Genomic DNA, 13,441 nt, shown 5'->3' on the forward strand with positions numbered 1-13,441 from the left:
GTGCGGATATCGTTGCTCATAAATCGTAGTTCCTTTTATTGCTTGAATTGTGAGAGGGCGGCGCTATTTATTTTCGTGCTCGCCAATCTATCGTTTTCTAATTTCTCGTTTCCCAATTTCTCGTTTCCCAAACAAGGCAGTACCAATACGCACCATGGTTGAGCCATGGGCTATTGCTGCTTCCAAATCATTACTCATCCCTAATGAAAGTGTATCAACACTTGGGTATTTCGCCTTTAGCTCCTGCATTACATTTTCTAACTGTTGGAAGCTGTTATGCTTTTCTTGCTCTGTAGCATCAGGATTTGGAATGGCCATAATACCACGTAAAGTTAAGTGGCTAGCCTTATCGATTTGCTCAGCAATTTTACCAAGTTCGTTCAGTTGCACCCCAGCTTTAGTTGGCTCATAATCAATATTAACCTGCACTAAACACTGTAGGGGTGGTAAGTGCTTGGGGCGTTGTTCATTTAAACGGTTAACAATTTTACCGCGATCAATGCTGTGTACCCAATCAAAATGCGCAGCTACATCTTTGCTTTTGTTTGATTGTAATGCGCCAACGAAGTGCCAAGTAATATCGGTAAGCTCTTCTAACTCATGAATTTTATCGATACCTTCTTGCACATAGTTTTCACCAAAATCACGTTGTCCTGCTGCATAAAGCGCAGCAATTGCTTCTGCAGGTTTCGTTTTACTCACTGCCAGAAGTGCTATAGTGTTAGGAGTGCGTTGTACAGCATTAGCAGCATGCTCAATACGCTGTAGTACTTCGCTGTAACGTTCGAAATAACGGTTTGCTGTTGTAGCAAGATCGAATGATTTTTGCATAGCGCTTGGGTGTCTTCTTCCAGTTCAATAGCTTAAGAGTTTTATATGGATATCAAACAACTACTAGAATATAGCGTACAAAGTGAAGCCTCTGATCTACATTTATCTTCTGGTTCTCCGGCGTTAGTGCGAATCGACGGTGACCTCGTTAAGGTTAACACACAGAAGCTCAACTCTCGAGATGTTGAACTGATGGTTAACTCGCTGATGAACGAACGTCAGCAAGAACAGTTTAAAGAGCATCTGGAAGTTGATTTCTCGTTTGCTATTGAAGGGTTGGCACGTTTTCGTGCGAACGTATTTATGCAAATGAACGGGCCCGCTGCTGCATTTCGAACCATTCCGGATACTATTCAAACCCTAGAAGATTTAAACGCCCCAGAAATTCTTCGGCGAATTGCTGAATATCCGCGTGGCCTGGTGTTGGTAACCGGGCCAACCGGCTCTGGTAAATCAACAACCCTTGCGGCAATGGTTGATTATATTAACTCCGTGTTTCCGTACCACGTGCTTACCATTGAAGATCCTATTGAATTTGTACACCAAAATAATAAGTGCCTAATTAACCAACGTGAAGTGTTTCGCGATACGCTCAGTTTTAAAAATGCCTTGCGGGTAGCATTGCGGGAAGATCCTGATGTAATTCTGGTGGGCGAATTACGGGATTTAGAAACCATTAGATTAGCACTCACTGCAGCTGAAACAGGGCATTTAGTATTCGCTACGCTACACACAACCTCTGCGCCGAAAACCATAGATCGGATTGTGGATGTGTTCCCTGGTGATGAAAAATCGATGGTTCGCTCAATGCTTTCGGAATCATTGCGAGCAGTAATCTCACAAATTCTCATCAAGAAGCTTGGTGGTGGCCGTGTTGCTGCACATGAAATTATGTTGGCAACTTCTGCGATTAAGAACTTAATTCGTGAAGACAAAGTAGCGCAGATGTATTCTTCGATTCAAACGGGCGCATCTATGGGCATGCAAACCATGGAACAATCGTTGAATAAACTAGCCGAGCGCGGCGAAATTTCAGGTGAACAGGTGCGTACTAAGCTAGGCCAAATCAGCTAGTTATAAACGCATTCTTTCGATAGAATACCCGCCTCTGCAAATGAATTAACGGGCTAGGCGGGTATTATGCGTGTTCTTGGAATTGAAACCTCTTGTGATGAAACCGGTATCGCCATTTATGATACCGAGCAAGGGTTGTTAGCTCATGCTTTATACAGCCAAGTAAAACTACATGCCGATTATGGCGGCGTAGTTCCTGAGTTGGCATCCCGCGATCACGTACGTAAAACATTGCCTCTTATTAAACAAGCATTACTTGATGCAAACCTTACTCCTGCAGATATTGATGGTGTTGCCTACACTGCTGGCCCCGGATTAATCGGGGCCTTGCTGGTGGGCGCAACCATTGGTAGAAGTTTAGCCTTTGGTTGGAATATTCCTGCTGTTGGCGTGCATCATATGGAAGGGCACCTATTAGCGCCCATGCTTGAGGAAACCCAGCCGCAATTTCCATTTATTGCATTACTGGTATCTGGCGGCCATACCCAACTGGTGCAGGTAAACGGTATTGGTGAATATCAGTTACTTGGTGAATCGGTTGATGATGCAGCTGGCGAAGCGTTTGATAAAACAGCTAAATTGCTAGGCTTAGATTACCCAGGTGGCCCACGCTTAGCTGCGCTAGCGAACTCTGGGGTAGCGGGGCGTTTCCAATTTCCGCGGCCAATGACCGATAAACCAGGGCTAAATTTCTCTTTTAGTGGTTTAAAAACTGCTGCCGCCCAAGCAATTGCCAGTAATGGTAAAGATGCACAAACCCAAGCTGATATCGCGCGGGCATTTCAAGATGCGGTAGTAGATACCCTGATTATTAAGTGCCAACGAGCGCTAAAACAAACCGGCATGAAGCGTTTAGTTGTGGCGGGCGGTGTAAGTGCTAACGTGCGTTTGCGAGAAGCCTTGCAAGAAACGATGTTGGCATTGGGTGGCGAAGTATTTTACCCACGTTCAGAATTTTGTACCGATAATGGAGCGATGATAGCGTTCGCTGGCGCGCAGCGATTAGCAGCGCAGCAAAGTGTCGATTTATCAGTGAAAGTTCGGCCACGCTGGCCTCTTACCGAGCTTAGCCCGTTGTAAGTTCACTACAGGCAGAAGCAACGCAGTTATTGCGTTTATTCGTGGGGTGTTTTGTTGGGCTTGGTTTTTTTTGTACTGCGCTTGGCACCCGAGAATCCAACTTCAGTTCCTTTCCATAACCGCACAATGTTCGCTCGGTGCCGCCAAATAATCAGCGCTGCGAGCATAATTGCTGGAATCGTATACTGCGGTTTGATAAACCATGCATAAACCGGGGATAAGGCTACCGTGATCAATGCCGCTAGTGAGGAAACGCGGCTTACCCAAAATACCAGTAGCCAAGTTACAATCAGCAATATTGCCATTTCCGATGCTACTGGAAACATTGCGCCAAGCGCTGTAGCTACTGCTTTTCCGCCTTGAAACTTAAAGTACAGAGGGTAGATATGGCCAAGGCAAGCGGCAACTGCAACTAGGCCAAGGGCTATTGGTGGTATTGCTAAGTAGTAGGCCGCCCATACTGGCAACATACCTTTCAGTACATCAGCAAATAGGGTTAGCCCTGCAGGAACTGGGCCACCGAGCCGGTAAACATTGGTAGCACCCGGATTGCCAGACCCTCGAAGCCGCGGATCGTCTAATCGGAAAGCCCTACAAATTAAAACTGCACTACTAATAGAGCCAATTAGATAGGCAATAACAATCATTAATATAGCGAGAGCAGACATTAGCTTTTTTGCGGCTTCCGGTTGCGTTAATATGGTTGGTGGCGAGGGAGAATACGTGCTTTTCTAATTAAAAGCTATCCGACCAGCGTGTTTTTTGCTTACTAAATGTACAGCGCTGCAACCGAAATTGTAACAAAATAAAAACTAAAGGGCATAGGCATGAATGATTTTGTAAGCATTGAAGGTTTGGAAGTTCCTGCCGTGATTGGTATTTTCGATTGGGAGCAAGCCATTCAGCAGCCTTTAGTGATTGATTTAGAAATGGCGTGGAATAACCAGCCGGCTGCGCAAAGTGGCGATATTGCCGATGCGCTTGATTATGATGCAGTGCAGCGTAAAGTTGTGCAGTGGATTGATGAAAAACCCTGGGGATTGATTGAGGAAGTGGCGGAAATGCTCGCTGCTAGAATTATTGATATGTATTCAGTTGCTACAATTAAAGTACGTGTTGCCAAGCCAACAGCGGTAAAAGCAGCGCGAACGGTTGCAGTTACAATAGTACGAGCGCAAGCTGAAACTGAGTAGTTAACGAGTAAGGTTAGGTGGAGCAATGGAAAAATTGCAGCAGGTAAGCATCGGTATCGGTAGTAATATTAATCGCGAGCAGAATATTCGAAAAGCGGTTCAATATCTCACTAAATTTTACCAGCAAATTAAAGTTTCACCGGTGTATGAATCGGAAGCACTTGGTTTTAAGGGCCCGCCATTTTTTAATTTAGTAGTGAGCTTTTTAACTCATGATTCGCTGTTAACTGTGCAAGAACATTGCAAAGAAATTGAACAGCAATTTGGAAAACCAAGCGAAACAGAAAAATACTGTTCCAGAACCTTAGATTTGGACGTGTTGTTATATGCAAACCTTGTGCAGCCGGCGAAACCTAATGGTGAACCAGAACTGCCACGCGCTGAAGTATTAACCAGTGCATTTGTATTAAAGCCTCTGGCTGATTTACATCCGTTACATGTGCATCCAGTACAAAAGGAAACGCTGCAAAACTTGTGGCAACAATTTTTACATAGCGAAGCTGGGCAACGGCAAGCGCTTAACACGGTTGCGTTTCGCTGGTAACCCCGTTCTTGCAAGAGCTCGCGGTAAACTTACCTCCTCTAAATTACTGTTCGCCAATGTGAGCTAAGCATGAATAGCTAAGCCTGAATGATTAAACATGAAAAAGCGAGGCGATATGATGCAGCCGTTTTTTATCGAGTTGCTCAGTGATCTCACGATGCTGATAACCGGCAGCTAAAATATCGTGTACGGATATTTGCTCTAACTCCTGTAAAGCAACTTGCAATATCTGTACATCGAGTGCCTCGGCACGAGCGGTGTTTGCGAGTATTACGTTGGTACAACGTATCACGCGCTCTAATTGTTCTGGCCTTCTAAAGGCATCATTACGGTGATAAATGGCTAAAATATCAGCTGCGCTTAACTCTTGTTTACTCAGCTGCATTACTAGCTTTTCTGTTTCATGTGCGGCTTTAGCGTATAGCTTAGGTACTTTCAGGGCTTCAGCTACATTGGGTTGCGGGGTAAACTCCTGGCGTAAATCAAAAGCCACTAACACAAAACGCTCCCACAGCAATGTTTCCGGCGTTGAATCTTGCGCTAACGCATGTTTTTTGAGCATTGGTAGCTGCAGCTCTTGATTCTTGGTTGTAGCAGAGAGAATGATATCTAGCGCGCCTACTTCATGCAGTACCTGAAAGTAAACCTCCGGGTTCTTCGTAGCTAGCGCTTTGCGGGTTTCTAACCAAACGCGCTCGGCAGTGAGATGGCTAATTTCGCCGTTAGCAACTACATGCTGCATAAGGCGAAGCGTTTCTTCGGCAATATGAAAATCAAACTCTTTAAAGCGCGCTGCAAAGCGTGCTACCCGCAATACCCGCAGGGGATCTTCAGAAAATGCAGGGGAAACGTGGCGTAAAACGCGATGAGTGAGATCGCGAATGCCATTATAAGGGTCATAAAATTCGCCATGCTCATCTTTGGCGATAGCATTGATAGTGAGGTCTCGGCGCAGTAAATCATCTTCTAAGGTTACATCAGGCGCAGCATAACAACTGAAACCGGTATATCCGGAACCTGATTTACGTTCTGTTCGAGCTAACGCGTACTCCTCATGTGTTCGCGGATGCAAAAATACGGGGAAATCGTTGCCCACAGGCATAAAGCCTTTTTCTAATAGAGCTTCTGGATGAGCGCCTACTACAACATAGTCGCGCTCATGCACAGGCAACCCAAGTAATTCGTCGCGCACCGCGCCACCCACCAGATAAACTTGCATAGAATTTATGTTCACTCTTAATAAGTTGCATAGCAGTGATGATTGCCAATGTTAGTACACATTGCAAGGACTGTTGTGTACTGCTACTTTGCTTTTACTAAGAGTTCAACATGAAGAGTGGCAAAAAAACGATGTACCATGATTTTTTTGGCTTTCAACAAGTGCCATTTTCAATTGCGCCCGATCCCGATTTTTTGTTTCTTGGGCCACGGCATAAAGAAGGTTTAGAACATTTACGCAATGGTTTAACCGGCAGTGGCGGTTTCCTGTTACTTACCGGTGAGGTGGGTACGGGGAAAACAACCTTGTGCAGAGCTGTGCTAGAGCAAATTGGCGATAGCCTAGATATCGCCTTTGTAATCAACCCAATGCTAAGTGAGCGAGAGCTGTTGGCTACGATTTGCGACCAGTTTAAAATTCCGGGTAGACATGAAAAAGCATCTTTAAAGCGCTTAACCGATCACCTTAGCCGGTTTTTACAAGAAGCCAGCTCGCAAGGCCGGCAGCCTGTTGTATTGATTGATGAAGCACAGCATTTGTTACCATCGGTATTAGAGCAGCTGCGGTTATTAACGAATATTGAAACCAATTCGCGCAAGTTACTGAGCGTGGTACTGATTGGGCAACCGGAATTACAAGAATTATTGCAACGCCGAGAGCTGCGGCAAGTAGCGCAGCGAATTGTTGCCCGCTATCATTTATTGCCGCTAACATGGCCGGAAATGCAGGAGTATATTGAGCACCGCTTAAAATGTGTGGGTGGCACGGCCGATACTTTCCCAACAGCAACCATGAAAGCCATTTGGAACTTCTCCTCTGGAACGCCGCGGTTGATTAACCTAGTGTGCGATAGGGCACTGCAACTTGCAGCAAGAGATGAAGTGCGGGTAGTAACAACTAAGCACGTGCAGGCTGCTATTGAATCGTTAAGCTTTACTACAACAGGCAAGCGCTCGCGTTCTGAAACGTTGTTGGCACGCCTTAAAATGCCTGCTTCAGCCACTTCAGCTATAGTTGCGCTTGGTATGCTGCTCATTTCAGTGAGTGCGGTAGCGGGTGTGTATTGGTTGTATGCGCATCAGCAAGAAGCCTCTGGCGAGCAGCGCAGCGCTGCACAAGATGAGCCTTTACAGATAAGTAATGGCATGGGGCTGCATACAGCGATGAGTGCGTTAGCAGGAGAGTGGGATGTTGCCAGTTTTGCGGCGGGCCCCGAACCGTGTGCGCAACTGGAAGATGTGGATTTGGCTTGTTTACGGGGTTCATTTACTACAAATGAACTTCGCCAGTTTAACGTACCTGCACTTATTCAAGGTGCGCAGGAAGGGCAACAATATTATCTGCTTGTAGGGTATCAAGCGCAGCAATCTGGCGGTTGGCAAGTATGGGATGGCAATCAGATAGCGTTATTAAGTGATGCCCAGTTTGCCCGCTTGTATGCCGGTAACGCGTTAATATTATGGCAAGTACCTTTTACTGCTAATTTAGCGGAGCTTATTCGCGAAGGGTTAGCGGAGCGCGTTCCTTACTCGTTACAACAGCGTGATATTGAGCGTCAGTTGCAATGGCTGCGGCAGAATCAAGCTGGCCGTATTCCGAGCACTCATGATGAGGGCGATTTAGCAGCAGTAGAGTTGGCTATTCTAAGTACTGCATATTTTCAACGAGGCCCTCGCCTAACCGATGATGGGGTAAGAGAATTTGCTGTTAATAGCGCTGATGAGCCGATAGTTCGATATCCTGGAGCTGCCAATCGCTTGGCAGAGCTAATGATTCCGCAGCTATCGTTAACCATTCCGCCAGCTGTTTTGCTTGCAAGTGATACAGAGCCAGCAGAGAGCGTTACAGTTTCTGAAGGTACGCGGCTTACTAATCCGCATCAGCGCGTGGAAACCAGTGAATTGGATGCAGTATCACCGCATATCCGTGCTTTATTTGATGATGCAGTGGCCGATGTGGGGCTTGCGGATGTTCCTGAACAAGCGCCAGAGCCAGCAAGAGTTACCACTACCCAACCCCTACGCGATGTACGGGATCTTTCCAGTGCAGAAAAGGCGCGCCTACCTCGTTTCACTTATAACTCGCATATGTACAGCAGCCGCACGCAAGAACGCTGGATACGTATTAATGATCGGATGTTATGGGAGGGCGATTTAGTAAACGGCTTGCGCGTAGTTACCATTGAGCCGGCACATACTATTTTCGGGTTTGGCGACATGCTCTTTAGAGTAGAAGCATTAGAAGATTTTACTGATTAGAAATACTTGCGAACTGGTTGTACCTTTGCGATGATACGCAAAGTTAAACAGGCGTTTGAAAAACCTGCGGTGGGTTTCCTTTTTGCAGGTTTTGCAGGCGTTGCGCCATAGCGAGCGCAGCGCTGCTGTACACACACTGCGCCGCTACAATCAACGGGAGTATGAGTATGAGTGATTATCGCGTGGCTTTGCAGGACATGAATTTTGTGCTGCACGATGTGCTAAATGTTGGTGCTGATTGGGCGACTATGCCGCAAATGAGTGAAGTAATTGATCCCGATACAGCACGCGCCATTCTTGATGAGGCTGCTAAGTTAACCGCGAACCTCATTGCCCCAAATGCCCGCGCAGCCGATGAAGAAGGAATTCACTTCGATAATGGAGTGGTAACTACTCCTAAAGGCTACAAAGAACAATTTAAAGCATTAGCAGAAGGTGGTTGGGTTGGCGTAACCGCAAACCCAGATTTTGGTGGTATGGGCATGCCGAAAACACTTTCAGCGCAATATGAAGAAATGATGTGTGCTGCTGACATTTCGTTTTCGCTCTACTCAGGCCTTACTGCTGGCGCCATCATGTCGATGGATTTGCATGCTAGTGAGGAACTAAAGAATATCTACTTGCCACGCATGGTTGCCGGGGAATGGACAGGCACAATGTGTTTAACCGAGCCGCATGCTGGTACCGATCTTGGCATTATTAGAACCAAAGCAGTGCCAAACTCAGATGGCAGTTATGCAATTACCGGTACGAAGATCTTTATTACCGGTGGTGAGCATGATTTAACCGAGAATATTATTCACTTGGTGTTGGCAAAGTTACCTGATGCGCCTGCAGGTACAAAAGGTATCTCGCTGTTTGTGGTACCGAAGTTTCTAGTGAATGAAGACGGTTCATTGGGGGCGCGCAATCCGGCAGTAGCGGGTTCTGTAGAGCACAAAATGGGTATTCACGCTTCTGCCACTTGTGTTATGAATTTTGATGCGGCGCAAGGCTGGTTAGTGGGTGAGCCTCATCGTGGCTTAGCGGCGATGTTTACCATGATGAACTATGAGCGTTTAGGTGTGGGAATTCAGGGCTTAGGTGCCGCTGCGCGTTCTTACTGTACAGCATTAGATTATGCACTTGATCGCCGCCAAGGCCGTGGTGCCAAAGCAACCCAAGATACAGCAGCTGAAGCAGACCCGCTCATTGTGCATGGTGATGTGCGGCGCATGCTGCTTACCATGAAGGCTTTTGTTGAAGGTGGCAGAGCTTTTTCAAGTTATGTAGGCCAACAGCTAGATCGGGCGAAGTATGCAGAAACTGCAGAGCAGCGGCAGGCTGCTGAAGCACAAGTGCAGCTGCTAACTCCGGTTGCCAAAGCATTTATGACCGATACTGGTCTGGAAACTACGATAGCGGGCCAGCAGATTCTTGGTGGCCATGGTTTTGTGCGCGAGTGGGGCCAAGAGCAATGGGTTCGAGATTGTCGCATTGCCCAAATCTATGAAGGCACAAATGGTATTCAAGCGCTCGATCTTTTAGGCCGAAAAGTGGTGGGTTCTGGCGGTGCTTTATTACAACCATTCGCCGCTGAAATACAAACTTTCTTGCGCGCTGAACCTGGCGTATGGGTACAGGAGTTTAAGCAGCTTGGAGCAGCATTAACCGAACTAGAGCGGGTATCAAAACACGTGCTTAGCAACTTCAAAAGCGATGAGAACCTCATCAATAGTGTGGCGGTTGATTACTTAAATCTTGTAGGTTACGTAGCTTATGGTTACTTGTGGCTGCGGATGGCAAAGGTAGCTGAAGAAAAAGCTGAACTTGGTGATTTTGCATCGAGCAAAGTGAAAACAGCGAAATTCTACTTCGCGAAAATTCTGCCAAGAACTCAAGGCATTGTTGCTTCTATTGAGGCAGGTTCAGATTCAATGTTCGCTTTTTCTGATGGTGAGTTTTAACAAAGTTTTCTATTTCTCTAACTTTAGTTAAACTAGCAGCGCCTTGTTGAAGTTTTCAGCAAGGCGCTTTCTTTTTGTACATACAAAACAAAGCACTTTTGAACCTAAAGAGTAGTATAACGATGCATACCTCAGAACATGATGAATACGCTTTTACGCAAGATCGTCAACTTCCCGGTGCTGAACTAGGTTGGGTGAAAGGATTTGTGGTATTTTTTGCTTGGGTGATACTTTGGCGCGCATCGTTTTTACTTGAGTATGGGCCGTTTGCAAGTATTTGGTATCCGCCAGCAGGGCTTACTTTTGCTGCAATATTGCTATATGGGTGGCGGGGGATTATTCCGGTAGTTGCAGCCTCCTATGTAACCGCCTATTGGATTGATCACATGTACGGGTTGAATAGCGAGTTCATACCTTGGCTATTTACGGCTACTTCATCCACCATGGCACATACCTTTTCTTACGCAATTGGCGCACTTTTCTTGCGGCAGTTTATTACCATGAATGTAATTCGGAGTTTGCCGAGCATTATTTTTGGCTTTTTGGTGCTCGGTGTAATCACTTCATTACTCGCGGCATTCTTTGGTGTGCAAGTGCAAATTAGTAGCGGCTCACTATCGATTTTCAATCTATATGAAGATTGGTTAATGCGGTGGGTAGGCGATATGGTAGGTGTATTGGTGCTGGCGCCGCTCTTTATCGCCTTGTTGAGTTGGAAAACGCCGGTTTACTCGGCTTGGATTCGGCATTTGCGCATTAGCACTCAGCCTACGCCCATGTACCAGTACTTGATAAAGCTTAGCGTGAATCTAGGGATGCTTTATCTCTTTATTTTGGTGGCATGGTGGTTTGAAAATACCGATGCGGCTTTCGCTGTGTTTTTCTTAGTTATCCCGCAAATGTGGATAGCCTATACCGAGAATGCGTTTCGCGCAGTATTAAGCTTAGCAATCTTTAGTGTGTCGTTGGCCCTTGGTGTTGCTTGGTTTGGGCTAGCGGAAGTGGCAATGATTTATCAATTTGCAATTTGTGTAATCGCATCTACGGTTTATTTTGGTTTAGCCGTACCCATGTTGCTTGCACAATCTAATACGCTGCAATACCAAGCTAACACCGACCATTTAACCGGCGTATCGAATAGGCGTTATTTTATTGAAACATTAGAAGAAGAGCTGGCGCGCAGCAAACAAGGGAAATATCCTGTGGCCCTCGCGTTATTTGATATTCGTAAGTTTCGGGCGATTAATAACGCCTATGGCCATGAAATTGGCGATAAACTGCTAGTTAAAGTAGCAAATAATATTCAAATTGAATTGCGCCAATCAGATTTATTGGGGCGATTTAGCGGTAATGCATTTATTTTATGTTTACCGAGTTTAAATGCTGATAGCGCCACTCGATTTGTTGAGCACCTCGGCAATCAACTTCGTTATATTACGTTAGAAGAGTTTACCGAAGCGTTAAACGTTCGCTATGCCACGATTGAAGTTGCCGAGAGCGAATCAGTTGATGAAGCACTAGCGCGCTTGCAGCAGGAAATATCAGGGGCGCCGTAAGGTTAACTCGTCGGCAGGGCGTACTTGAACAACATCATGGTTTCCGCATGTGCTGTTTGTGGGAACATATCCAGCACAGCATAGCGTTCAATGAGATAGCCAAAGCGGGTAAGCAAAGCCGCATCGCGGGCTAATGTTGCTGGGTTACACGAGATGTACAGAATGTATTTTGGTGATAATTCGCCGATTGCGGTACAAACCAGCTCGGCACCTGCCCGCGGTGGATCGAGAACCACAACATCGAAAGGTTCGTTTGCCCAGGCAAAGGTTGTTAGCGGCTTAGTTAAATCTGCTTGATAAAAGCTAGCATTATGGATGCCATTATCGGTAGCGTTCAGTTTCGCTTGCGCAACCTGGCTAGCTAATCCTTCTACACCAATGATTTCACTACACTGTTGAGCGAGAGGCAGGGTGAAGTTACCAAAGCCAGAGAACAGATCTAATACCCGTTCGCTCCCTTGTAAATCCAGCCACTCGGAAGCTTGCATCACCATAGCTTGGTTTACCTGTGCATTTATCTGCAAGAAATCAGTAGGCAGAAAGCTAAAGTTGATGGCCCCAATTTGATAGCTTAGGTTTATAGAATCCATGAACATTGGCGCAACATCGCTGTGGTTGTTTTCTGCCCATAAGGTTACGTTATTTTGCTCGCCCCATCGCTGCCACTTTTCTTTATCTTCGCTAGTTACTGCGTTGGTAAAACGGATTACGGCGTGGCTTCCTGCTGCATCAGCTAACAACTCGATATGGCCAATATTACCTTTGCCTCGCAATGTTGGAACCAGCGCGTGTAATGCAGGGAGTAAAGGCTGTAAGCCGGGTTCTAAAACCAAACAATGCTGAATAGGGGTAAGCTTATTACTATTGCGCTTGCGAAAGCCGATCACTAATCCTTGCGATTTGGTGCTGGTAACACCCAAACGGGCTTTGCGGCGGTAACCATATTCTTGCGACAAAATTGCCGGTTCCGCACTGGCCGGCAGTACAACGTGCTCCCGTTTAAAATGCTCTGTAATCATAGTGTGTTTGAAGTTAACTTGCTCGCTGTACTGTAAATGCTGCAAGTTACAGCCGCCGCACTCTTGGTAATGTGGGCAGGGCGGTGCAACACGATGCGCACTCGGGCGCTGAATGGTGCTCACTTCGGCTTCGTTATAGCGATTCCTACTATGATTAATTTGGGCTGTTACTAGCTCACCTGGCAATGCGCCTGCCACAAACACAGTTTTACCTTGGGCATCGCGCGCTACACCACGGCCTTCATGGCTTAATCGTTCAATAGTGAGGGTGTTACCAGTACTTTTGGCAGTTGCGCTAGGGGTATGCACAGGCTTTTTCCCTACCTGTTTTTTTAGCCGTTTTTCTTTCTGGTAACGATCGAACAATGAAGCCATAACGTTTATTTATCCGCTAGTAATGAGAAATCCAAGCTTAGTTTACCATTAATTTAACTTTCACTACTGGAAACCTGTGCTACCTTTGAAGAGTAATAACTTCACACGGATCTGTATGGAGAAGAAAAATGGGAGTCGAAGTGTCTGGATTATTAGGTTTGATTATTTTAATACTTGATATCTACGCGATTGTGCAAACGATACAAAGCAGAGCTTCTACAGGCAATAAAGTTCTCTGGATCGTATTGGTAATATTGCTTCCAATCGTGGGTGTTATTTTATGGTTCTTGTTAGGGCCGAAACCCTAACGCAAATAATTAAAAAAACAGGGGGCGTAAGCCCCCTG

The 13,441-nt window shown here is 46.0% G+C and carries 12 protein-coding genes; 8 read left to right on the forward strand and 4 right to left on the reverse strand.

Annotated features, from left to right (window positions below; genetic code table 11):
• Window positions 1-87 precede the first annotated feature (87 nt).
• Entirely contained in the window at window positions 88-831 is a 744-nt protein-coding gene (locus ACNA7P_RS04350) for a YggS family pyridoxal phosphate-dependent enzyme (protein ID WP_416257394.1), read from the reverse strand.
• A gap of 45 nt (window positions 832-876) precedes the next feature.
• Here ACNA7P_RS04350 and ACNA7P_RS04355 point away from each other — a divergent pair, with 45 nt between their 5' ends.
• On the forward strand, window positions 877-1,905 hold the full coding sequence (locus ACNA7P_RS04355; protein WP_416257395.1) for a type IV pilus twitching motility protein PilT: 1,029 nt from the start codon (window positions 877-879) through the stop codon (window positions 1,903-1,905).
• Between the two features lie 66 nt (window positions 1,906-1,971).
• Window positions 1,972-2,985: a tRNA (adenosine(37)-N6)-threonylcarbamoyltransferase complex transferase subunit TsaD gene (tsaD, locus tag ACNA7P_RS04360; protein WP_416257396.1), complete on the forward strand. Its 1,014-nt coding sequence runs from the start codon at window positions 1,972-1,974 to the stop codon at window positions 2,983-2,985.
• 35 nt (window positions 2,986-3,020) lie between these two features.
• Here the strand turns inward: tsaD and plsY are convergent, their stop codons facing one another.
• Entirely contained in the window at window positions 3,021-3,653 is a 633-nt protein-coding gene (gene plsY / locus ACNA7P_RS04365; RefSeq protein WP_416257397.1) for a glycerol-3-phosphate 1-O-acyltransferase PlsY, read from the reverse strand.
• Between the two features lie 159 nt (window positions 3,654-3,812).
• Between plsY and folB the strand changes: the two genes are divergently transcribed.
• Complete coding sequence (gene folB / locus ACNA7P_RS04370) at window positions 3,813-4,178, forward strand: dihydroneopterin aldolase (RefSeq protein WP_416257398.1); 366 nt, start codon at window positions 3,813-3,815, stop codon at window positions 4,176-4,178.
• Window positions 4,179-4,203: 25 nt separating this feature from the next.
• Window positions 4,204-4,722, forward strand: a complete 519-nt coding sequence (gene folK, locus ACNA7P_RS04375) for a 2-amino-4-hydroxy-6-hydroxymethyldihydropteridine diphosphokinase (protein ID WP_416257399.1) — start codon at window positions 4,204-4,206, stop codon at window positions 4,720-4,722.
• Window positions 4,723-4,813: 91 nt separating this feature from the next.
• Here the strand turns inward: folK and ACNA7P_RS04380 are convergent, their stop codons facing one another.
• Window positions 4,814-5,941, reverse strand: coding sequence for a multifunctional CCA tRNA nucleotidyl transferase/2'3'-cyclic phosphodiesterase/2'nucleotidase/phosphatase (locus ACNA7P_RS04380; RefSeq protein WP_416257400.1), 1,128 nt, complete (start codon window positions 5,939-5,941; stop codon window positions 4,814-4,816).
• A 110-nt stretch (window positions 5,942-6,051) separates the two neighbouring features.
• On the opposite strand from ACNA7P_RS04380, the gene ACNA7P_RS04385 reads away from it, so the two are divergent.
• The 3 genes from ACNA7P_RS04385 to ACNA7P_RS04395 all read left to right on the forward strand — a co-directional run bounded on the left by ACNA7P_RS04385 (window position 6,052) and on the right by ACNA7P_RS04395 (window position 11,701).
• Window positions 6,052-8,199, forward strand: coding sequence for an AAA family ATPase (locus ACNA7P_RS04385; protein WP_416257401.1), 2,148 nt, complete (start codon window positions 6,052-6,054; stop codon window positions 8,197-8,199).
• A 167-nt stretch (window positions 8,200-8,366) separates the two neighbouring features.
• The gene (locus ACNA7P_RS04390; protein ID WP_416257402.1) at window positions 8,367-10,145 is read left to right on the forward strand and encodes an acyl-CoA dehydrogenase C-terminal domain-containing protein; all 1,779 of its coding nucleotides are present in this window, start codon (window positions 8,367-8,369) and stop codon (window positions 10,143-10,145) included.
• Between the two features lie 122 nt (window positions 10,146-10,267).
• Window positions 10,268-11,701, forward strand: coding sequence for a diguanylate cyclase domain-containing protein (locus ACNA7P_RS04395; protein WP_416257403.1), 1,434 nt, complete (start codon window positions 10,268-10,270; stop codon window positions 11,699-11,701).
• Between the two features lie 2 nt (window positions 11,702-11,703).
• Here ACNA7P_RS04395 and rlmD read toward each other — a convergent pair whose 3' ends face one another.
• On the reverse strand, window positions 11,704-13,095 hold the full coding sequence (rlmD, locus tag ACNA7P_RS04400; RefSeq protein ID WP_416257404.1) for a 23S rRNA (uracil(1939)-C(5))-methyltransferase RlmD: 1,392 nt from the start codon (window positions 13,093-13,095) through the stop codon (window positions 11,704-11,706).
• A gap of 128 nt (window positions 13,096-13,223) precedes the next feature.
• Here rlmD and ACNA7P_RS04405 point away from each other — a divergent pair, with 128 nt between their 5' ends.
• On the forward strand, window positions 13,224-13,403 hold the full coding sequence (locus ACNA7P_RS04405) for a PLD nuclease N-terminal domain-containing protein (protein ID WP_416257405.1): 180 nt from the start codon (window positions 13,224-13,226) through the stop codon (window positions 13,401-13,403).
• The last annotated feature ends 38 nt before the right edge of the window (window positions 13,404-13,441 follow it).

The organism is Aliidiomarina sp. (assembly GCF_047920995.1).
GTDB lineage: Bacteria > Pseudomonadota > Gammaproteobacteria > Enterobacterales > Alteromonadaceae > Aliidiomarina.

Bases quoted from the DNA above. Each gene is read 5' to 3' on its own strand.
- ACNA7P_RS04350 (WP_416257394.1), bottom strand. From the start codon at position 831: ATGCAAAAATCATTCGATCTTGCTACAACAGCAAACCGTTATTTCGAA.
- ACNA7P_RS04355 (WP_416257395.1), top strand. From the start codon at position 877: ATGGATATCAAACAACTACTAGAATATAGCGTACAAAGTGAAGCCTCT.
- tsaD (WP_416257396.1), top strand. From the start codon at position 1,972: ATGCGTGTTCTTGGAATTGAAACCTCTTGTGATGAAACCGGTATCGCC.
- plsY (WP_416257397.1), bottom strand. From the start codon at position 3,653: ATGTCTGCTCTCGCTATATTAATGATTGTTATTGCCTATCTAATTGGC.
- folB (WP_416257398.1), top strand. From the start codon at position 3,813: ATGAATGATTTTGTAAGCATTGAAGGTTTGGAAGTTCCTGCCGTGATT.
- folK (WP_416257399.1), top strand. From the start codon at position 4,204: ATGGAAAAATTGCAGCAGGTAAGCATCGGTATCGGTAGTAATATTAAT.
- ACNA7P_RS04380 (WP_416257400.1), bottom strand. From the start codon at position 5,941: ATGCAAGTTTATCTGGTGGGTGGCGCGGTGCGCGACGAATTACTTGGG.
- ACNA7P_RS04385 (WP_416257401.1), top strand. From the start codon at position 6,052: ATGAAGAGTGGCAAAAAAACGATGTACCATGATTTTTTTGGCTTTCAA.
- ACNA7P_RS04390 (WP_416257402.1), top strand. From the start codon at position 8,367: ATGAGTGATTATCGCGTGGCTTTGCAGGACATGAATTTTGTGCTGCAC.
- ACNA7P_RS04395 (WP_416257403.1), top strand. From the start codon at position 10,268: ATGCATACCTCAGAACATGATGAATACGCTTTTACGCAAGATCGTCAA.
- rlmD (WP_416257404.1), bottom strand. From the start codon at position 13,095: ATGGCTTCATTGTTCGATCGTTACCAGAAAGAAAAACGGCTAAAAAAA.
- ACNA7P_RS04405 (WP_416257405.1), top strand. From the start codon at position 13,224: ATGGGAGTCGAAGTGTCTGGATTATTAGGTTTGATTATTTTAATACTT.